Origin of the sequence: Nonomuraea sp. ZG12 (assembly GCF_052068115.1) — a bacterium.
GTDB lineage: Bacteria > Actinomycetota > Actinomycetes > Streptosporangiales > Streptosporangiaceae > Nonomuraea.
This window is the reverse complement of the sequence record NZ_JBQHCW010000001.1, coordinates 696,013-715,286: the sequence shown is the minus strand read 5'-3', so window position 1 is coordinate 715,286 and position 19,274 is coordinate 696,013. Positions and strand designations below refer to the sequence as shown.

General features: G+C 71.0%; 21 protein-coding genes. 14 read left to right on the top strand and 7 right to left on the bottom strand.

Annotated elements, in window-relative coordinates; all coding sequences use genetic code 11:
• Window positions 1-7 precede the first annotated feature (7 nt).
• Entirely contained in the window at window positions 8-931 is a 924-nt protein-coding gene (locus tag ACTMTF_RS03355) for an acyl-ACP desaturase (RefSeq protein ID WP_441109151.1), read from the bottom strand.
• Between the two features lie 80 nt (window positions 932-1,011).
• Between ACTMTF_RS03355 and ACTMTF_RS03350 the strand changes: the two genes are divergently transcribed.
• Window positions 1,012-1,479 (top strand): NUDIX domain-containing protein, encoded by a 468-nt coding sequence (locus tag ACTMTF_RS03350; RefSeq protein WP_441109150.1) that lies wholly within the window; start codon window positions 1,012-1,014, stop codon window positions 1,477-1,479.
• On the opposite strand, the gene ACTMTF_RS03345 is transcribed toward ACTMTF_RS03350, so the two are convergent.
• Both ACTMTF_RS03345 and ACTMTF_RS03340 read right to left on the bottom strand, forming a co-directional pair.
• Window positions 1,442-2,065 carry a hypothetical protein gene (locus ACTMTF_RS03345; RefSeq protein ID WP_441109149.1) on the bottom strand — a complete coding sequence of 208 codons (624 nt, stop codon included), beginning with the start codon at window positions 2,063-2,065 and terminating at the stop codon, window positions 1,442-1,444. The two genes, ACTMTF_RS03350 and ACTMTF_RS03345, sit on opposite strands and share 38 nt — an antisense overlap.
• 25 nt (window positions 2,066-2,090) lie before the next feature.
• A complete protein-coding gene (locus ACTMTF_RS03340) occupies window positions 2,091-2,894 on the bottom strand; it encodes an HAD-IIA family hydrolase (protein WP_397000346.1) in 804 nt (267 codons plus the stop codon).
• Window positions 2,895-2,947: 53 nt separating this feature from the next.
• On the opposite strand from ACTMTF_RS03340, the gene ACTMTF_RS03335 reads away from it, so the two are divergent.
• The 8 genes from ACTMTF_RS03335 (at window position 2,948) to ACTMTF_RS03300 (ending at window position 11,924) form a co-directional block, all read left to right on the top strand.
• Window positions 2,948-4,159, top strand: a complete 1,212-nt coding sequence (locus ACTMTF_RS03335; protein ID WP_441109148.1) for a M20 metallopeptidase family protein — start codon at window positions 2,948-2,950, stop codon at window positions 4,157-4,159.
• A complete protein-coding gene (locus ACTMTF_RS03330; protein ID WP_441109147.1) occupies window positions 4,140-5,117 on the top strand; it encodes a zinc-dependent alcohol dehydrogenase family protein in 978 nt (325 codons plus the stop codon). The genes ACTMTF_RS03335 and ACTMTF_RS03330 overlap by 20 nt, the downstream gene beginning before the upstream one ends.
• A 161-nt stretch (window positions 5,118-5,278) precedes the next feature.
• Window positions 5,279-7,105 carry an ABC transporter substrate-binding protein gene (locus tag ACTMTF_RS03325; protein WP_441109146.1) on the top strand — a complete coding sequence of 609 codons (1,827 nt, stop codon included), beginning with the start codon at window positions 5,279-5,281 and terminating at the stop codon, window positions 7,103-7,105.
• 6 nt (window positions 7,106-7,111) lie between these two features.
• Window positions 7,112-8,119 carry an ABC transporter permease gene (locus ACTMTF_RS03320; protein ID WP_441109145.1) on the top strand — a complete coding sequence of 336 codons (1,008 nt, stop codon included), beginning with the start codon at window positions 7,112-7,114 and terminating at the stop codon, window positions 8,117-8,119.
• Window positions 8,116-9,021, top strand: a complete 906-nt coding sequence (locus ACTMTF_RS03315; RefSeq protein ID WP_441109144.1) for an ABC transporter permease — start codon at window positions 8,116-8,118, stop codon at window positions 9,019-9,021. Before ACTMTF_RS03320 ends, ACTMTF_RS03315 begins: the two co-directional genes overlap by 4 nt.
• Before the next feature lie 2 nt (window positions 9,022-9,023).
• On the top strand, window positions 9,024-10,010 hold the full coding sequence (locus ACTMTF_RS03310) for an ABC transporter ATP-binding protein (RefSeq protein WP_397000356.1): 987 nt from the start codon (window positions 9,024-9,026) through the stop codon (window positions 10,008-10,010).
• Window positions 10,007-11,017, top strand: coding sequence for an ABC transporter ATP-binding protein (locus ACTMTF_RS03305; protein WP_441109143.1), 1,011 nt, complete (start codon window positions 10,007-10,009; stop codon window positions 11,015-11,017). Before ACTMTF_RS03310 ends, ACTMTF_RS03305 begins: the two co-directional genes overlap by 4 nt.
• A gap of 1 nt (window position 11,018) precedes the next feature.
• On the top strand, window positions 11,019-11,924 hold the full coding sequence (locus ACTMTF_RS03300; RefSeq protein ID WP_441109142.1) for a GNAT family N-acetyltransferase: 906 nt from the start codon (window positions 11,019-11,021) through the stop codon (window positions 11,922-11,924).
• 2 nt (window positions 11,925-11,926) lie between these two features.
• Here ACTMTF_RS03300 and ACTMTF_RS03295 read toward each other — a convergent pair whose 3' ends face one another.
• The gene (locus tag ACTMTF_RS03295) at window positions 11,927-13,039 is read right to left on the bottom strand and encodes an exo-beta-N-acetylmuramidase NamZ family protein (RefSeq protein ID WP_441109141.1); all 1,113 of its coding nucleotides are present in this window, start codon (window positions 13,037-13,039) and stop codon (window positions 11,927-11,929) included.
• A 57-nt stretch (window positions 13,040-13,096) separates the two neighbouring features.
• Here ACTMTF_RS03295 and murQ point away from each other — a divergent pair, with 57 nt between their 5' ends.
• The 3 genes from murQ (at window position 13,097) to ACTMTF_RS03280 (ending at window position 15,527) form a co-directional block, all read left to right on the top strand.
• Window positions 13,097-13,996 carry an N-acetylmuramic acid 6-phosphate etherase gene (gene murQ, locus ACTMTF_RS03290; RefSeq protein WP_441109140.1) on the top strand — a complete coding sequence of 300 codons (900 nt, stop codon included), beginning with the start codon at window positions 13,097-13,099 and terminating at the stop codon, window positions 13,994-13,996.
• A gap of 63 nt (window positions 13,997-14,059) precedes the next feature.
• Window positions 14,060-15,118, top strand: coding sequence for a serine hydrolase domain-containing protein (locus ACTMTF_RS03285; protein WP_441109139.1), 1,059 nt, complete (start codon window positions 14,060-14,062; stop codon window positions 15,116-15,118).
• Window positions 15,119-15,149: 31 nt separating this feature from the next.
• On the top strand, window positions 15,150-15,527 hold the full coding sequence (locus tag ACTMTF_RS03280; protein WP_397000368.1) for a VOC family protein: 378 nt from the start codon (window positions 15,150-15,152) through the stop codon (window positions 15,525-15,527).
• Between the two features lie 37 nt (window positions 15,528-15,564).
• Here ACTMTF_RS03280 and ACTMTF_RS03275 read toward each other — a convergent pair whose 3' ends face one another.
• Complete coding sequence (locus ACTMTF_RS03275) at window positions 15,565-16,461, bottom strand: TIGR03619 family F420-dependent LLM class oxidoreductase (RefSeq protein WP_441109138.1); 897 nt, start codon at window positions 16,459-16,461, stop codon at window positions 15,565-15,567.
• A gap of 18 nt (window positions 16,462-16,479) precedes the next feature.
• On the opposite strand from ACTMTF_RS03275, the gene ACTMTF_RS03270 reads away from it, so the two are divergent.
• Both ACTMTF_RS03270 and ACTMTF_RS03265 read left to right on the top strand, forming a co-directional pair.
• On the top strand, window positions 16,480-17,334 hold the full coding sequence (locus ACTMTF_RS03270) for a phosphotransferase family protein (RefSeq protein ID WP_441109137.1): 855 nt from the start codon (window positions 16,480-16,482) through the stop codon (window positions 17,332-17,334).
• Window positions 17,335-17,390: 56 nt separating this feature from the next.
• Window positions 17,391-17,648 carry a TFIIB-type zinc ribbon-containing protein gene (locus ACTMTF_RS03265; protein ID WP_397000374.1) on the top strand — a complete coding sequence of 86 codons (258 nt, stop codon included), beginning with the start codon at window positions 17,391-17,393 and terminating at the stop codon, window positions 17,646-17,648.
• A gap of 63 nt (window positions 17,649-17,711) precedes the next feature.
• Here ACTMTF_RS03265 and ACTMTF_RS03260 read toward each other — a convergent pair whose 3' ends face one another.
• Both ACTMTF_RS03260 and ACTMTF_RS03255 read right to left on the bottom strand, forming a co-directional pair.
• Window positions 17,712-18,704: a hypothetical protein gene (locus tag ACTMTF_RS03260; RefSeq protein ID WP_441109136.1), complete on the bottom strand. Its 993-nt coding sequence runs from the start codon at window positions 18,702-18,704 to the stop codon at window positions 17,712-17,714.
• A 20-nt stretch (window positions 18,705-18,724) separates the two neighbouring features.
• Window positions 18,725-19,264, bottom strand: a complete 540-nt coding sequence (locus ACTMTF_RS03255; RefSeq protein ID WP_441109135.1) for a CGNR zinc finger domain-containing protein — start codon at window positions 19,262-19,264, stop codon at window positions 18,725-18,727.
• Between the last annotated feature and the right edge of the window lie 10 nt (window positions 19,265-19,274).

Genomic DNA, 19,274 nt, shown 5'->3' with positions numbered 1-19,274 from the left:
GGACGAATCATTTCATGGCGCGCGCCCTACGCTCTTCACGCCGGGTGACGAACCTGGCCGCCGTGGCGTCGGCCTTCTCCAGGTAGGCCGACAGCTCCTCGCGGGCCCGCTCCCCTTGGGCGTCGAGACCGGTCTGGTCGAACACCGCCCACTGGCGCAGCACCGGCATGAGCACGTCGTCCAGGTGCAGGCGGAGGTCGTAGATGCCCTCGTTCGCGATGATCATCGCCTTGCGGGCGAAGCCCTGGATGTTGGAGCCGGGCATCTGGAAGGTGGTGACGACGTCGGTCACCGCCCGCATGGTCTGGTTGGGGTCCAGCTCGAAGGCGGCCTTGAGCAGGTTGCGGTAGAAGAGCATGTGCAGGTTCTCGTCGGCGGCGATGCGTGCGAGCAGCCGCTCGCAGCCCTCGTCGCCGGAGGCCCGGCCGGTGTTGCGGTGCGCGATCCGGGTGGCCAGCTCCTGGAACGACACGTAGGCGAGCTGCTGCAGCATCGTGTCGTACTCGGTGATGAAGCCGCTCTGCATGTGCTCCATACGGGCCCGCTCCAGCGCGACCGGGTCGACCGCGCGGGTGACGGTCAGGTAGTCGCGCAGCGCGGTGCCGTGCCGGTCCTCCTCGGCCGTCCAGCGGTGCACCCAGGTGCCCCAGGCGCCGTCGCGACCGAAGGTGGAAGCGATCTCGTGGTGGTAGCTCGGCAGGTTGTCCTCGGTCAGGAGGTTGACGACGAGCGACACGCGAGCGGGCTCGGGCAGCTTGGAGTGGCCTTCCTGCCAGGCCTCGCCCCCGTAGATGCCGTCGAAGTCACGGCCTTCGCTCCACGGGACGTACTCGTGCGGGAACCACTCCTTGGCCACCTTCTCGTGGCGGTCGAGCTCCCCCGCCACCACGGGCTCCAGCTCGTGCAGGAGCTGCGTCTGGGTCATCGCCATACAAGGATCCTCTCCCTCAAGGTTACGGCACCGTAGGTTAGATTACCGGAAGGAGATACAGCCCGAATAAGGTGGTCCGTATGCGACCCAGTGTCCGCGGCATTCTGCTGGACGAGGACGAGCGCCTGGTGATCTTCCGGCGCACCGTGCCCGACCGTGACGTCTACTGGTCGGTGCCGGGCGGCCACGTGGAGCCCGGCGACGCGACCCTGGAGCACACGCTGCACCGCGAGCTCCTGGAGGAGCTCGGCGCGACCGTCTCCGCCGTGACCCCGCTGACCACGGTCAGCTACCCGTGGCAGGGCGAGGTCAAGGTCCAGCACGTGTACGGATGCCGCCTGCTGTCGATGGATCCGGCGCTGCGGCACGGCCCCGAGTTCGAGGACCCCGCGCGCGGCGTCTACGAGGTGGAGCGGCTCCCGCTGGCGGAGTCGGAGATCACCTCACGCCACCTCGTCCCCGAGGCGGTGGCGGCCTACCTGTCGGTCCACATCACGGCCCTGCCGAGGCTCATCGCCGGTCCTCGATCTCCCACAGGTGGTCGATGACGTGCCAGACGAGCCGGCGCCTGGCGTAGCTCGGCGGCCAGCCGGTCTCCAGCGGCGGCTGCCAGGCGCGTGACAGCACCTCGGCCAGCTCCGCGCGCATCGCCTCCCGGTCCTCGCGGGACCTCAGAGGCCGATGCTTGACGCCGACCTTGCGGGCGTAGGCACGTTCGGAGTCCTGCACGTGGTGCACGATCTTGGTCAGGTCGCGCCCGCCGCCGCGCGGGCCCTTGCGCAGCTCCTCCGGCGCGACGGCGGCCACCTCGTCGAACAGCTGCCAGGCGGCCCGCAGCAGCGTCACCTCACGCCGTGCCGTCGCCTCGTCGAACGGCTGGAGGTCCAGCTCCGGGACCTCGTAGGGGACGCCGAAGTCGGTCATGTCGCCGCCCTTCACCTGCGCGACCACCACCGGATCGCCGGGCTCGAAGGCCAGCCCGGCCCGCTCGGCGATCACCCGGTAGCGCGGCGCGTAGTCCGCCAGCCGCTCGATCGCGGCCTGTTCGTCCTTGGCCAGACGGCACCAGCCGGGCCAGTCCAGGGAGCAGGCGAAGACCTTCTTCGTCCCTAGTTCGAGGTAGATACGGGTCATGCTGCCAGACAATCACTTTCGCTGGTCAGCGTCCTGCGGGTTCGACCATATCGATCAGGTCGGCGACGGAGTCGACGATCAGGGAGGGGCGGTAGGGGAAGCGGTCGATCTCCTGGCGCTGAGTGACGCCGGTGAGCACGAGGATGGTGAACAGGCCCGCCTCCATGCCGGAGACGATGTCGGTGTCCATCCGGTCGCCGATCATGGCGGTGGTCTCGCTGTGGCCGCCGATCTCGTTGAGCGCGCTGCGCATCATCCGCGGGTTGGGCTTGCCGACGAAGTACGGCTCCACGCCCGTGGCCCGGGTGATCATGGCGGCGACGGCGCCGCAGGCGGGCAGCGAGCCCTCGGTCGAGGGGCCGATCGGGTCCGGGTTGGTGGCGATGAAGCGGGCGCCCGCGTCGATGAGGCGGATGGCGCGGGTGATCTGGGTGAAGCTGTAGGTGCGGGTCTCGCCGAGCACGACGTAGTCGGGGTCGAGGTCGGTGAGCACGTAGCCGGCGGCGTGCAGCGCGGTGGTCAGCCCGGCCTCGCCGATCACGTAGGCGGACCCGCCGGGACGCTGGTCGTCGAGGAACTGCGCGGTGGCCAGCGCCGAGGTGTAGATGGAGTCGGCCGGCACGTCGAGGCCGGCGCCGGCCAGCCGCACCGACAGGTCGCGCTGGGTGTAGATGGAGTTGTTCGTCAGGACTCTGAAGGGCATGCCCGATTCGCTGAGCCGCTTGATGAAGGTGTCGGCCCCGGGCACCGGCCGCCCTTCGTGCACGAGGACGCCGTCCATGTCTGACAGCCAGTAGTCGATCCGCCTGCGGTCGGTCACGCGGCCCATCGTACCGAGCGAGGCATATCGACTTCCCACCTGGTACGTGAACAATGTTCTTCATGTCGTTCACCGAATCCGCGCAGGACATGCGGGACGAGCTCATCCAGCTGCGTCACTCGCTGCACACCACACCGGAGCTGGGCCTGGCGCTGCCGCGCACCCAGGAGAAGGTGCTCTCGGCCCTGGACGGGCTGCCGCTGGAGATCAGCCTCGGAGCCGGCCTCAGCTCGATCACCGCCGTCCTGCGGGGCGGCCGGCCAGGGCCCGCCGTGCTGCTGCGCGGGGACATGGACGCGCTGCCCGTCGCCGAGCGCAACGAGCTGCCGTACATCTCCCAGATCGAGGGGCGGATGCACGCGTGCGGGCACGACCTGCACACGGCGATGCTGGCGGGCGCCGCGCACCTGCTGAGCGCCCGGCGCGAGGAGCTGGCCGGGGACGTGATCTTCATGTTCCAGCCGGGCGAGGAGGGGTATGAGGGTGCCAAGCACATGATCGACGAGGGGGTGCTGACCGTGACGGGCACGCCTCCGGTCGCCGCCTACGGCATGCACGTCGTCTCCTCGATGCTGCCGCCGAAGATGTTCGCCTCGCGGCCCGGCCCGATCATGGCGGCGGCCGACGTGTTCACCGTGACGGTCAAGGGGCGCGGCGGGCACGGCTCCAGCCCGCACCGGGCCAAGGACCCGATCCAGGCGGGCTGCGAGATGGTCGCGGGGCTGCAGTCGATGGTGACCAGGACATTCGACGTGTTCGACCCCGTCGTGGTCACGGTGGGCAGCTTCCACGCCGGGTCTACCGACAACGTCATCCCGGACGAGGCGCGCTTCGAGGCCACGGTGCGCACCTTCAGCAAGAGCAACCGGGTGCTGGTGAAGCGGCGGCTGGTGGAGCTGGTGGAGGGCGTCGCGGCGGCGCACGGGCTGGGTGTGGAGGCGTCGTTCGGGATGGGCTACCCGGTGACGGTCAACGACCCCACCGAGGCCGGCTTCGCCGGGCGGACGGCGGACGCGCTGTTCGGGCCCGGCCGCTACTTCGTCACGCCGCAGCCGGTCATGGGCTCGGAGGACTTCTCGTACGTGCTGGAGGAGGTGCCGGGCGCCTTCGTCTTCCTCGGCGCCTGCCCGCCGGACCTCGATCCGGAGACGGCGGCGTACAACCACTCCCCCGAGGCGCTGTTCGACGACGCGGTGCTGCCGGACGGGGCCGCGCTCTACGCCTCGCTCGCGCACACGCGGCTCGGCGCTGCCGATGCGGGCCTGGGCGGTTGACCGGCCCGGGCCGATGGGGTCCCGGCCGCTGCGGATCGTGGAGCGGCCGGTGCCGGTCCCCCGGCCCGGTGAGGTGCTGGTGCGCGTCGAGGCGTGCGGCGTGTGCCGGACCGACCTGCACCTGGCCGAAGGGGATCTGGCTCCGCGCAGGCCACTGACGACGCCCGGCCACCAGGTGGTCGGGCGCGTGGTGCGGCCCGGCGGGAGCGACGGGGGCCGCGTCGGGGTGGCCTGGCTGCGCTCGACGTGCGGGAGCTGCCGTTACTGCCTGCGCGACAGCGAGAACCTCTGCCCCCGCTCCACCTACACCGGCTGGGACGCCGACGGGGGCTTCGCCGAGTATCTGACGGCGCCCGCCGCGTACGTGTACCCGCTCCCGGAGGACGTGCCGGCCGGGCGGCTGGCGCCGCTGCTGTGCGCGGGGATCGTCGGCTACCGGGCGCTGCTGCGCTGCGACCTGCCGCCGGGCGGCCGGCTGGGGGTGTACGGCTTCGGCGCGTCCGCGCACCTGACCGCGCAGGCCGCGATCGCGCGGGGAGCCGTCGTGCACGTCGTCACCCGCTCGCCCGCGCACCGCGAGCTGGCACTGGAGCTGGGCGCCGCCTCCGCGCTGGACCGGCCGCCGGAGCCGCTGGACGCGGCCATCCTGTTCGCGCCCAGCGGCGACCTGGTGCCCGCCGCGCTGGAGGCGCTCGACCGTGGCGGCACGCTGGCCGTGGCCGGGATCCATCTGACCGACATCCCGTCGCTGAACTACGACCGCCACCTGTTCCAGGAGCGGACGCTGCGCAGCGTCACCGCCAACACCCGCGAGGACGGCCGGGCCTACCTGGACCTGGTGCGTACGCATCCGCCCGTGGTGCGCAGCGTTTCCTACGCCTTCGAGGACGTTGACCAAGCCCTGACAGATCTGTCCAATGACCAGGTCAAAGGCGCTGCCGTCATGCACGTAAGCTGAGGGCACGCAGCGTGGAGAGAAGCGTCATCCAGCAGGGCCATGAAGGAAAGTTACATTAACCTCACAACCACTGGAGATTATTGACGCGCCCTGCCCCTGACCGTAGGGTCCGGTCAACCCCGACAGATCCTCATCAAGTCCGAACTTCCCCGGAGCGGTACATGAAGCGACTAGCAGCGGTAGTGACGCTGGCGAGCCTCGCCGCCGTCACGGCCTGCAGCGGCGGCGGCACCACCAACCAGTCCGGTTCGGGCGGTGGGGGCGGCCTCTTCACCACTATCGACGTGAACCGGCCCGGCCTTGAGCCATCGGCCCCGGCCAACCCGTACGCCCCCAAGGGCAACTCCTTCTCCGCCTTCAACGCGATGAAGATCGGATGGGTCAAGAACCATCTGACGGACCCCAACGTGGCTCTGCCCGGCATCGCGGCCAGCTGGGACCTCGCGGCCGACAACTCGGCCATCACGCTGAAGCTTCAGCCGAACGCCAAGTGGTCCGACGGCAAGCCGGTCACCGCCGAGGACGTCAAGCTGTCCATCGGCATCGCCTACACCCAGGGCAGCACCGCCTTCGCGGTCACCCCCGGCGCGGCCGGCGCGGCCGCCGAGGTGACCGTCGTGGACGACAAGACCGTGAAGATCACCCAGGACATGGCCAACCCCAGCCCCAAGTTCGCCCGCGGCGTGCTGGACACCACCGTCGTGCCCGCCCACGTGTGGAACAGCGTGCTGCCGGCCGACTTCTGGGACACCCTGAAGACCGCCCGTGAAGAGGGCGCCGACGCCGAGAAGGCGCGCGAGACGATCACCGGCCTGGGCGAGAAGGTGCTGACCTTCGCGCCGCCGAAGGACGTCTCCGCCGGCCCGTTCGTGCTGGAGCGGGTCAACCCCGGCGAGGCTCTGCTGGTCAAGAACAAGAACTTCTTCAACGCCGCCAATGTCGCTCCCGACCAGGTGAAGTTCCTCAACTACACCGGCAACGAGCAGATCTGGAACTACCTGACCGCCGGCAAGCTCGACCACTCCGGGTTCGTCGCCGCCCCCACCGACGTGATGAACCGGATCAAGGCGGCGCCGGGCAGCGAGGTCATCAAGGGCTACTCGCCGGTGGCCGTGGGCCTGGCGTTCAACCAGACCAAGAAGCCCTACGACAACGTGCACGTCCGCAAGGGCCTGGCCTACCTCATCAATCGCGAAGAGGTCACCAAGGTCGCCTCGCCCGAGGGCGGCACGGCGGCGGCCACCACCAGCGGCATCCACCAGAAGGCCGCGCAGGCGTGGATCCCCGAGACGGTGGGCGAGCTGGAGCCGTACGCCACGGACCTGGCCAAGGCCGAGGAGGAGTTCGAGGCGGCCGGTCTGACCAAGAAGGACGGCAAGTGGACGCTGGCCGACGGCAAGCCGTGGAAGATGTCCATGCACGCGCCGGCCGGCTTCTCCGACTGGCTGTCCGCCCAGGAGAACATCAAGAGCCAGCTCATCAAGGCCGGTGTCGACGCCGAGGTGGTAACCACCTCCGACTACCCGCTCTACCTGGAGGAGCTGGCGGCGGGCAAGTATGACGCGGGCTTCTGGCTGATGGCGCTCGGCCCCGCGCCGTACGACATCTTCCAGCGTCTCTACGGCGCCTCCAACGGCTGGGCCAACGTCGCGGGCAAGGTCTCGCACTCCCCCGCGGGCAAGGCCGGCAACTGGATGGGCGGCCCCGAGGAGATCGAGGTCGATGGCACCAAGATCAACCCTGGGGAGCTGACCGCCAAGCTCAACTCCTCCACCGCCGAGGAGGCCAAGCCGATCATGGCTCAGCTGGCCAAGGCCGCCAACCAGGACCTCCCGGTCATCCAGCTCTGGGACTACGTGAACACGCAGTTCGTCAACAACAGCCGCTTCACCGGCTGGCCGCACGACGACGAGATCCTCCGCCTCGGCTCAGGGGTCCTCGCCTCCGGGGTGTGGATCCAGCTCGGCATGGTCAAGGCGAAGAAGTAGCGGCTTATGACGACTATCGCCAAGCGACTCGCGGGCCACCTGGCCCGCGGGTTCGTCATGATCCTCGTCGTCGCCACGATCAGCTTCTTCATCGTCAACAACATCCCTGGCGATCCCATGGCGGCTCGCTTCGAGAAGCTGATCGAGCAGGGCATGTCGCCGGAGGCGGCCGCGCAGTCGGTCAAGGTGCTGTACGGCTTCCAGCCGGACGGCTCGATGTGGCAGCAGTACGTCGACTACATGGCTGGCCTGTTCCGCCTGGATCTCGGCCAGTCCGTCACCAGGCCGGGGACCCCGGTGCTGGACGTGCTCCTCGAGAAGGCCAAGTGGACCGTTCTACCGGTGCTGATCGGCACGCTGGTCAGCTTCCTCGTCGGGATCATCCTCGGGGTGTACGCGGCGATCAAGCGGACCGGCAAGCTGGGTGACGCCCTGGCCATCTCGGGATCTTTGCTGCACGGCATCCCGCAGTACGTGCTGGCGATGCTGCTCGTGGTGATCTTCGCGACGCTCATCCCGATCCTGCCCGCCGACGGACCGGTGGACATCCTGTTCGAGCCCGGCTTCAACGCCGGCTACCTCGGCTCGCTCGCCGAGCACGCGGTGCTGCCGGTGGTCACCTACGCGCTGTCGGCGTACGGCGGCTGGATCCTGGCCATGAAGTCCAGCGTGGTGACCGTGCTGGGCGACGACTTCATCCTGGCCGCCGAGCTGCGGGGCATGAAGCGCTCGATCGTCTTCCGCTACATCGCGCGCAACGCCATCCTGCCGCTGTTCACCATCCTCGCCCTCTCCCTGGGGCTGCTGATGGGCGGCGCGGTCTTCATCGAGAAGATCTTCAACTATCCGGGGCTGGGGCTGCTGCTCATCGACAGCGTCAACGAGCGTGACTACGCGACCATGGGCGGCGCCTTCCTGCTGATCACGGCCGCGATCATCATCGCGAACATCGTGGCCGACCTGTTCTACACGGTGATCGACCCACGGGTGCGCAGCGGAGAGGAGTCGGCATGAGCGCCACACTCATCCCCGAGGCGGCGTCGGCCACCGGGACCATACGCCGCAACTTCTGGCGCGGCGTCTGGCGGGTGATGAAGCGCAAGCCGAGCCGGATGGCCGGCGTGGTCATCTGCGTCGGCTTCGCCCTCATGGGCGTCTTCGGGCCGATGTTCTACCCGGACAACCTGCCGGGCGACGTCAACCAGATCACCCAGCCGCCGAGCTGGGCGCACTGGTTCGGCACCGACCCGCAGGGCCGGGACGTGCTGGCGCTGGTCATCACGGGCTCTCGCTACGTCCTGCTGTGCGCGGCGGTGACCGCGGTCATCACGGTCGTCGTCGGCACCTCGCTCGGCCTGTTCTCCGGCTTCAAGCGGGGCCGCTGGGACACGGTGCTGATGCGGATCACCGACATGAAGCTCACCATCCCCGGCCTGCCGCTGCTGCTGGTGCTGGCGACCGTGTGGAAGTTCGGCAGCCCGATCCAGATGGGTTTGGTGCTCGGCCTGCTCGGCTGGGGCGGGGTGGCCAGGGCGGTGCGCGCGCAGACGCTGTCGCTGCGTGAGCGGGGCTTCATCGAGGCGGCGCGCGGGCTCGGCCTGTCCACGAAGCACATCGTGGGCAGGGAATTGCTGCCCAGCATGGCTCCCTATATCGCGATGAACATGCTCATCTCGGTCACGGGTGCGGTCTATGCGCAGGTGGGCCTGTTCTTCCTCGGCGTCCTGCCGTACGAGTCCGACAACTGGGGAGTCATGCTCAACCTGGCCGTGTTCCAGGCGGGGGCCATGATCCAGCCGAACGCGCTGGGCTACCTGATGGCGCCGCTGCTGGCCATCCTGCTGCTGACCCTCGGCATCGTGCTCGTGGTGGACGCCATGGACGAGATCTTCAACCCCCGGCTGCGTGAGGAGTAGCAGTGCCAGAACAAGCGCCGGGAGTGCGCATCGACGGCCTCACGGTCGTCTACAAGACGGCGGCGGGCGAGCTGCCCGCCGTGCGTGACATCAGCCTGACCCTGGAGCCCGGCTCGATCACCGGCATCGTCGGGGAGTCCGGCTCCGGCAAGTCGACGCTGGCCCTGTCGCTGCTGAACGCGGTCCAGCCGCCGGGCAGGATCGCGGCCGGCAGTGTCGACATCGACGGCCTCGGCGACGTGGTGGGCCTGCGCGGCGAGCAGCTGCGCAAGGCCAGGGGCAGGCACGTCGGATACGTCTTCCAGGCGGCCCAGAACTCCCTGAACCCGCTCAAGACGGTCGGCAAGCAGCTGCTGGACCTGGGCCGCTCGCACGGCGTGGAGGACCTGCGGGGCCTGGTCCGTGAGGCGAAGGAGCTGCTGGCCCGGATGGGCCTGGACGGCGCGCGGGTGCTCGACTCGCACCAGCACGAGCTGTCGGGCGGCATGCGCCAGCGCGTCGGCATCATGCTGGCGCTGGTGCTCAACGCCCACCTGGTGGTGCTGGACGAGCCGACCACCGCCCTGGACATGATCACGCAGGCCAACATCCTGAAGATCGTCCGTGAGGTGCACGCCGAGCGCGGCCTGACCACGCTGGTGATCACGCACGACATCGGCGTGGTGGCCGAGGTCGCCGACCGGCTCGCCGTCATGTACGGCGGGCGGCTGGTGGAGCAGGGCCCCACCCGCGAGGTGCTGGGCGCGCCGAGTCACCCGTACACCAGGGGTCTGATCAAGGCGATCCCGCGCCTGGTGGGCGACATCGACGAGGCGCAGGCGCTGCCGGGCCGGCCGCCGACGCTGACCTCGGTGCCGGACCAGGGCTGCGTCTTCAGGGACCGGTGCCCGCTGCGCATGGACGTCTGCGACACCGTGGACCCGGCGGCGGTCCCGCTCGGATCGAGGATCGTCGCCTGCCATGCGGTGAACGTGAAGGAGCACGCGTGATTACCGGCCAGGGCATCGTCAAGACCTTCAAGCAGCGCGGCAACATCCTGGGCGGCCGGGAGGTGCGGGCGCTGCGCGGGGTGGACTTCGCCATCCCCAAGGGCGGCTCGGCGTCGTTCATCGGCGAGTCCGGCTGCGGCAAGACCACGCTGGGCCGGATCATCGCCGGGCTGGAGTCCTACGACGAGGGCGAGCTGGCCATCGGCGGCACGGCCATGTCGGAGCTGAAGCACAAGCAGCGGCAGCCGCACTTCCGCAAGATCCAGCTGATCCACCAGGACCCGTACTCCGCCCTGAACCCGACCCGGACCATCCACCAGACCCTGCACGCCCCGCTCAGCCTGCGCGCCCAGCAGACCGGCCGGTCGAAGAAGTGGATCGAGGAGCGGGCGGCCGAGGTGCTGTCGCTGGTGGGGCTGGACGCGGGCAGCGTGCTGGCCCGCTACCCGCACCAGCTGTCCGGCGGGATGCGGCAGCGGGTGGTGATCGCCCGCGCGCTGACGGTCGACCCGGAGATGCTGGTCGCCGACGAGGCCGTGTCGATGATCGACGTGTCGCTCCGGCTGGGCATCCTGGCCCTGCTGAAGGACCTGCGCGAGCGGCTCGGCGTCAGCGTCCTGTTCATCACGCACGACGTGGCCACCGCCCGCTACATCGGCGGCGACGGCGAGCTGTACGTGATCTACCGTGGCCAGGTCGTCGAGCGCGGCCCGGTGGACACGGTCATCGCCGATCCGGTCCACCCGTACACGCAGTCGCTGTTGTCGGCCATCCCGGTGCTGCACGGGCTGGAGCGGCCCGGCGAGCACCCGGTGGTGCCGCTGGAGCCGCTGGACCAGAGCCAGGACGACGCCGGGTGCCTGTTCGCCGGGCGGTGCCCGTTCCAGGGCGAGCGGTGCGCGGACGAGCGTCCACTGCTGCGGGTGACGGAGGGGTTCCCGCAGGAGCACGCGTGCTTCTACCCCGAGCGCCGCAGCGTGATCGCGCGCCCGCTGAGCGAGGTGTGAGGTGGCCTTCGCGGTAGGTGTCCGGCTCGCCGGACCCGCCGAACCGCCCTCGGCCCACGAGCTGGACGCGGCCGGTGAGGTGGCGCGGGCGGCGCTGACGTACGACGTGGACGAGGCCGCCGACCTCGTGCCGCGGCTGACCCGCCCGCCCGAGGGCCGACGCTGGACGGCGTTGCTGGCGGACGGCGGCGTCGCCATGGCGTCGATGTCCGCCGGTGACCCGGCCGTCGGCCACATCGACCTGCTGGCCGTGCACCCGGACGCGCAGGGGCGCGGCCTCGGGCGCGAGCTGGTGCGCGCGGCCGAGGGATGGCTGCGCGAGCAGGGCGCGGCGCGGGCCCGCTTCGCCGGAAACCCGCCGTGTTACGCCTGGCCGGGCATCGACGTGCGCTACACCGCCGCCGCCTGCCTGGCCGAGAGCCTCGGCTACGAGCGCTACCACTCCGCCTGGAACATGACCGCCGACCTCGGCGCCGGCACCGACCTGAGCGTCACCGAGGGCCTGCGGCGGCTGGCGGAGGCCGGTGTCGGCGTGCGCGCTGCGGGCCCGCCGGGGAGCGAGGACCGCGCGCGGGTGGTGGCGTTCGTCCGCGAGCACTGGAACGACAACTGGGCGTGGGAGGCCGCCACCGCCACCGGCGTGCACTACGCCGAGCGTGACGGCGACATCCTCGCCTTCGCCGCCTGGGGCGCCAGGCCCGGCTGGTTCGGCCCGACTGGCACCGCGCCGGGCGCCAGGAAGCTGGGGCTGGGGCGGGTGCTGCTGCGCCGCTGCCTGGCCGACCAGCGCGCCGCCGGCCAGCGGACCGCCCAGATCGGCTGGGTCGGCCCGCTGCGGTTCTACTCACGCGCCGTCGGCGCCCGCGCCGAGCGGGTCTTCTGGCTGTACGGGCGCGAACTGGCGTGATGTCACCCGTAGAGAAGCGGGCCATCGGGGTGGCCGGGCTCGGGGCAGAGCTCGCGCGGATCCCCGCCGGCGTCCAGGCACGCGCTGAGCGTGCCGGAGCCCCACAGGTGGTCCAGGAACAGCTCGGGCCCCCGCCAGACCAGGTGATCGGCGTACAGGGTGCGAGCCACGTGCAGCATCGACAGGCCCGTCAGCACAGGCCTGAACGCCGTCTCGTCGTGCACGTGGAGCTGGACGCCGCACACGGGAGTGCCGGCGTGCTTGTGGAACGTCGGGGTGAACCACGTCTGCCGGAAGCGCACCCCGGGCAGGCCGAGCGCGGTGAGCGCGGGCGCGAACCTGTCGTCCGCGTACGGCGCGCCGACCAGCTCGAACGGCCGGGTGGTGCCACGCCCCTCGGAGAAGTTCGTCCCCTCGAACAGGCCGGTGCCCGGATAGACCAGGGCGGTGTCGGGGGTCGGCATGTTCACCGACGGCATCACCCAGGGCAGGCCGGTGTCGGCGAACGTGAGGTCGCGCCGCCAGCCCGTCATCCGGATCACCCGCAGGTCCACGTCGAAGCCGAACAGCGTGGCCAGCTCGCCGGCCGTCCTGCCGTGCCGCACCGGCAGCGGGAACCTGCCCACGAAGCTGGCGAACGCCGGATCCAGCGGCGGCCCCTCGGTGATCGTGCCGCCGAGCGGGTTGGGCCGGTCGAGCACCACGAACCGCAGCCCCAGCCGCGCCGCCGACGCCAGCAGGTCGTACATCGTCCAGACGTAGGTGTAGAAGCGGGCGCCCACGTCGGCGATGTCGAACACCAGCGTGTCCACCCCGGAACGCGCCACCAGCTCGTCCAGCGCCTCCCCGTCGGTCTTGTGCGTGTCGTAGATCGGCAGTCCGGTGCGGCGGTCCACGGTGTCCGGCTCGCTGAAGTTCGCCTGCGCGGTGCCCCGGACGCCGTGCTCGGGCCCGAACAGGGCGGTGAGCGGCACGCCGGCCGCCAGCAGGGCGTCGGCGGTGTGGGTCAGATCGGGCAGGACCCCGGTGGGGTTGGTGATCAGGCCGAGGCGCGTTCCGCCTGCGAGCGTGGGGTCCGCGGCCAGCCGTTCAGCTCCGGTTCGTACATATGACATAACCCCATAGTCTGAAAGATATTTACAACAGATACGTAAAGGGTGGAAATTAGCGTCATGATTGATCCGCTACCTGAGCTGCCCACCGAGCAGAGCGATCCCCGCTACAGCCAGATCGATCGGCTTCCCACGGGCGAGATCGTCGCGTTGATGAACGAGGCCGACGCGACCGTGCCCGCGGCCGTCGCGCTGGCCGTGCCCGCCATCACCGACGCGATCGAGGCGATCGCGGCCCGCATGCTCAAGGGCGGCCGGCTGCTGTACGTCGGCGCGGGCACGTCGGGGCGGCTGGCGGTCCTCGACGCCTCCGAATGCCCACCGACCTTCGGCACCGATCCTGAGCTCGTGCAGGGCGTCATCGCCGGCGGCCCGGACGCGCTGACCCGCTCCGTCGAAGGCGCGGAGGACGACGCCGAAGCGGGCGCCGCCGCGCTCGCCGACCTTGACGTGGGCCCGCTCGACTCGGTCGTGGGCGTCTCGGCCAGCGGACGCGCCCCTTTCGTGCTGGGCGCGCTGGCGGAGGCGACCCGGCGTGAGGCGCTGACTGTCAGCCTGTCGTGCAACGACGGCGCGCCGCTGTCGGCCGCCGCCGAGCACCCCATCGAGGTCGTCGTGGGACCGGAGGTGGTGACCGGCTCCACCCGGCTCAAGGCCGGAACCGCCCAGAAGCTGGTGCTGAACATGATCTCCACGGTCTCCATGGTCCGGCTCGGACGGACGTACGGCAACCAGATGATCGAAATGTCGGCGATGAACAGCAAACTCGCGGGACGGGCGGTCCGCATGGTCAGCGACATCGCCGGCGTCGGCCGCGAGGTCGCCGCCAGCGCCCTGGACGCGGCCGGGGGCCAGGCCAAGGTGGCGGTGCTGATGATCCAGCACAGCCTGGACGCCGAGCAGGCCCGCGCCCTGCTGCACTCACACGGCGAGCGCCTCAGCGACGCCCTGAGCGGCTGAGCTCGGCACACCCGTGCTGCATGGTTCTACGGGTTCCACGGGTTCTACGGGGAGGTTGAGGGGATGTCCGATCGGCTGGACGCCATCCTGGCGGACGCGGTGCCGCGTGTGTGCCCGGCCTCGGTGGCGCTGATCGCGGTGGACGGCGCCGTGCTGGCCGCCCGTGCCGCCGGTGAGCTGGTCCGCTACGGCGACGCCGCGTACACCCTCGCGCGGGACCGGCCGCCCGCGCGCCGCGACTCGATCTTCGACCTGGCCTCGATCAGCAAGCTGTTCACCACGTCCGTCATCGGGTCGCTGGCCGAGGACGGCCTGCTGGATCTCGACGAGCCGGTGGCGACCTGGCTGCCCGGGCGCGACGCGCGGATCACGCCGCGCCGCCTGCTGACCCACACGGCCGGGTTCCGGCCCACCCGCCGCATCGACCTGGAACTGCCGGACGCCGACCCGGCCACCCGCATGGCGGCCATGCTGGAGACGCCGATCACCGCACCCGTCGGCGGGCCGTACCTCTACTCCGACGTCGGCCTGATCATGGCGGGCCGGGTGGCGGAGGTGGCCGGCGGCGCGCCCCTCGACGAGCTGGTCCGCGCCCGCGTCACCGGGGTGCTGGGGATGGCCGACACCGGCTACCGGCCCGCGGCTCGCCTGCTGCCCCGGATCGCCGCCACCGAGTGGAAGCCGGAGCGCCCGGGGCCGGGCTGCGTGCGGGGCGAGGTCCACGACGAGACCTCCCACGCGCTCGGCGGTGTCGCCGGGCACGCGGGGGTGTTCGGCACCGCCGACGACCTGCTGAGCCTCGGCGAGGCGCTCCGGCTCGGCGGCGGCCCCATGCTGCGCCCGGAGAGCGTGGCCGAGATGCTGCGCGACCAGGGGGCCGAGGGCGCGCCGTTCCGGCACGGGCTGGGCGTGCGCCTGGGCGACCCCGGCATCGTCGGCCCCCTGGCGGGCGCCTTCGGGCACTCCGGGTTCACCGGCACCAGCCTGGTCGTCGACCCGGCGCACCGGCTGACGGTGATCCTGCTGACCAACGCCGTGCACCCGCTGCGCGGCCGCGACGGCATCCGCGACCTGCGCGCCGCCGTCGCCGCCGAGGCGCTGCGGCTGGCCCGCGCGGCGTAGCCTGGCCCTGAAGCCCGGAAGGAGCACACCCGTGTCCGTGCATCTGAACCACACCATCGTGGAAGCCCACGACAGGGACGCGACCGCCGAATTCCTGACCGACGTCCTCGGCCTGCCACCGGCCGCGACCTTCGGACCGTTCAAAGTGGTCGAACTCGGCAACGGCGTCTCGCTCGACGTCGTCCAGGCCGGGTCCGACGTGCACCCCCAGCACTACGCCTTCCTGGTCGGGGAGGACGAGTTCGACGAGATCTGGGGGCGCATCAAGCGCAACGGCCTCGACTACTACGCCGACCCCCACCACCGGCACGCCGGCCAGATCAACACCAACGACGGCGGCAGGGGCCTCTACTGGCTCGACCCGAACGGCCACAACCTGGAGATCATCACCGTCCCGTACGGCGGCTGACCCGGCGGGGCGACGCGTCTTCGTCCCGCACGGGAGGTCAGGCCGGCGGGGCGAGTGCCTCCAGCGCCTCCTCCGCCCGGCGCATCGCCTCCTTGGGGTCGGCGCTGACGATGTCCGGGGCGAAGTTGAGGTCGTGGAACACGTCCGTCACCCCTGCGCCCGCGAGCGCGGCGACGTCGCTCCTGATCTGCTCCGGCGTGCCCTGGAGCAGCCGCCGGTCCGGGCCGCCGCCCTCGTTGATCCGCGTCACCCCCCGGCAGACGAACCGCAACGCGTCCGGGTCCCGGCCCGCCTCTTCGGCCGCCGCCCTGACCAGCCGGATCCGTGGTCCGATCGCCGACAGGTCCTCCTTGCTGGAGCTGACCCACCCGTCCGCCAGCCGGCCCGCGCGCCGCAACGCCACCTCGGCGGTGCCGCCGAGCAGGACGGGCGGCGGCGGGGACGGTTTGGGGTCGAGGTAGGACGGCGGGATCCGGTAGAACTCGCCCTGGTGCTCGACCGTCTCGTCCGTCCACACCTTGCGCAGCACCTCGACGAACTCCTCTCCCCTGCGCCCGCGGCCCGCGAAGCTCGTGCCGGTGGCCTCGAACTCCTCGGGCACCCAGCCGAGCCCGATCCCGGCCGTCAGCCTGCCACCGGAGACGGTTTGCAGCGTGGCGAGCTGCTTGCCCAGCACGGCCGGCTGGACGTAGGCGTTGAGCACGGCCACGCCGAGCCGGATGGAGCTCGTCGCCCCGGCCAGGTAGGCGAGGGTGACGAGCGGGTCGTGAGCGCTGCGGTAGGTCGGGCCCATCGGGTGCCCGACAGGGTAGAGCAGCCGCTGGAAGGTCCACAGCTCGTGATAGCCGAGCTCTTCTGCCCTGGCGGCGACCCGGCGCATGTTGTCCGGGGTGGCCCACGGCCCTGACTGAGGCACGGCGAAACCCATTCTCATGCCCCCTAGTCTGTATGAGTGGGTCTTGAGGCGGAGCTGGCAGGGGTCGCGAGCGCGTACGGCGGCAGGGGTGAGTCAGTCCTCCATCCGACGCGGACGGACGTGGTGGTGCTGCGCCGCGGCGAGGTGGTGGTCAAGGCGCACTCACTGCGCGACGACGTGGAGGCGCTGCGGCCACGGCTGCGCGCGACCGCCTCGGCCGCGCTGGCCGGGGTGATGCTGGCGCCGCTGGAGCCGGAGGTGCTGTCGGTGGCGGGCCGCGCGGTGACGGTGTGGCCGGCCGGACGCCCGATCAGGCAGGACGAGACGGACTCCGCGCCCTGGGAGGAGGGAGCCAGGCTGCTCGCCCGGCTGCACGCCGTCCCGCTCACGCTGCTGCCGGCGCTGCCCGCCGCGGGCGGCCCCGCCCGCGCGGCCCGCGCGGTGCGGCGGATGACCGGCGACGGCCCCGTCGAGCAGCTCGTACGGCTGGCGTTCTCGGGGTTACCCGATCCCGAGCCGGCCCCGGCCCTGGTGACCCATGGTGACTGGCATCTGGGCCAGCTCGTCCAGCGTGACCGGTGGCTGCTCATCGACGTGGACGACCTCGGCGTCGGCGACCCGGCGTGGGACCTTGCCAGACCGGCCGCCTGGTATGCCGCGGGGTTACTCGAATCTGCCGTCTGGGATCGTTTCCTGGGCGCCTACCAGGCCTCGGGCGGGCCCGCGCTGGGCGCCGGCGAGGACCCGTGGCAGCGCCTCGACCTGCCCGCCAGGGCGCTGACCGTGCAACTGGCCGCCGTGGCGGCGGTCAACGCCGCCCGCGAGGGCCGGGAACTCGACGAGGTGGAGCATTCGTTGGTCGAATCGTGCAACAGAATCGTCAGAGCATGACGGCGTTGCGCGCGGTAGGTTCTGGTCAAGACCACGAGGCTGAGGAGACCGACTAGATGCAGTGCCCCAAGTGCCGCGGCAACATGCGGACATATGAGCGCAACGGCGTCCACATCGAGCAGTGTGACGGCTGCCGGGGAATCTTCCTGGACTATGGCGAGCTCGAGACGCTGTCCCGGATGGAGACGGCCTACCACGCCTCTCCCCCGCCTCCCGCGCCCGGCCCGGCGTGGGGAGCCCCTCAGCAGCACCATGGCGGCCACTACGGTCACAAGCGGCAGAAGAGCTGGGTCAACCAGCTGTTCTCGACCTGATCGAGCGAGCCGGCCCGCGGGGCCGCGCACCCCAGGTGCGCGGCCCCGGATCGCACGGCCGGCTCAGCCGGGGAAGTCGTCCGGGTCGACCTTCGAGGTGCGGGCGTTGCCGCCGGTGATCGCGTGCAGGGTGATGCGCCAGTCGGTCCACCGGATCTGCGTCGCGGTGACGGTCGTCCTGAACTTCACCGAGTTCTGAAACCGCTGGAAGCTGCATTCGCGGCTGAAGGCGCCCCGCTTGCGGTCCCAGTCGACACCACTGGTGAAGTAGATCCGGTAGGTGCCGTCACTGACATTGTTGATCTTGAATTTGGCCTTTCTGCGCACGTACACGCTGAGCACCTTGGACTTGCCGCGCATGACGTTGATGACCGCGTCGCGGCTGCCGCCGTTGTGGATCTGCAGCGAGCTGCGCCCGCCCAGGCCGCCCTTGCGCAGGAAGGTGCCGTTGCTCAGTCTCCTGGTCTGCTTCTTGCCCGCCTTCACCGACACGACGTCGGCCGGGTAGTCGCCGGCGTCCTGCAGCGCCTCGCCCGCCTGGTCGAGCTCGGACAGCCCGTCGCCGAGGTCGGTGAGCACGGCCGGCGAGGTGCACAGGTCGAAGGCGCCGACCTTGGCGGCGGTCGAGTCGAGATCGGTCGCCACATCGCGCAGACTCGTGAGGTAGGCGTCGTGCTGGGCCTGGACCTCGGGCGGCGGCACCAGCGCGGCGAGCTCGGTGGCGGCGCCGTCGAGCGCCTTCTGGGCCCGCGCCACCCGCTGGTCCAGGGTCTTGACGGTGCGCGCGGCCACCATGGACCTGATCGCGCCGCTCATGGTCTTGTGCCTGGTCTCAAGCTCGCCTTTGTACGCCTCGGCGGTCAACGCGCTCGGGGAGGGGCTCTGCCGCACCGTTTCACCGGACTCGTCACCTCCGGCGACCCCGCCGGCCCGGGGCTCGCCGCCGGTCAGGGTCGGGCCCGTCGAGGTGCACGCGCTGAGCGTGAGTGTCGCCAGGGCGAGTGCGCAGGAGATCATCCGGGAGGCAGCCACCCGCCACACTATTTCCCGCTTCATCCCACCACGTCAATCCGCGTTCAGGCCACCACATCGTCGCGGACGGCGGCGCTCCTGACCCGGTGCGCGGCCACGTTGACGCGGTTGGCGCAGGCGAGCGAGCAGAATCGCCTGCGCCCGTTGCGTGAGGTGTCGACGTACACCGTCTCGCAGCCCCGCCGGTCGCAGCGGCCGAGGCGCCGCCCGTCGGAGAAGCAGATGGCCATGGCCAGGCCGCCGGAGGTGGTGTCCTTGGCGCGGGAGACGATGTCCGCCTCGATGGAGTAGAAGTGCAGGTGCGGCTCGTAGCCGTCGTGGGCGCTGATGTGCGGCTTGGCGGCGGTGATCGCCAGCAGGTCGTTGACCAGCCCGATCTGCTTGTCCCGCACGGGCTCCCCGAAGACCGGGGCGAGCCGCCGCGCCCACGCCGCCACCTCCACGGCCTCGGCCGGGGTGAGCACGGTGCGCACCATCCCGTGCTCGGCGAGCAGGGCGGCGAGCGGCTCCGGACGGAGGTCGGTGGCGTTGACCAGCGCGGCCGACAGCGCGGCCCCGTTCCCCCCGTAAGTATTGAAAAGCATAAGGCCATTA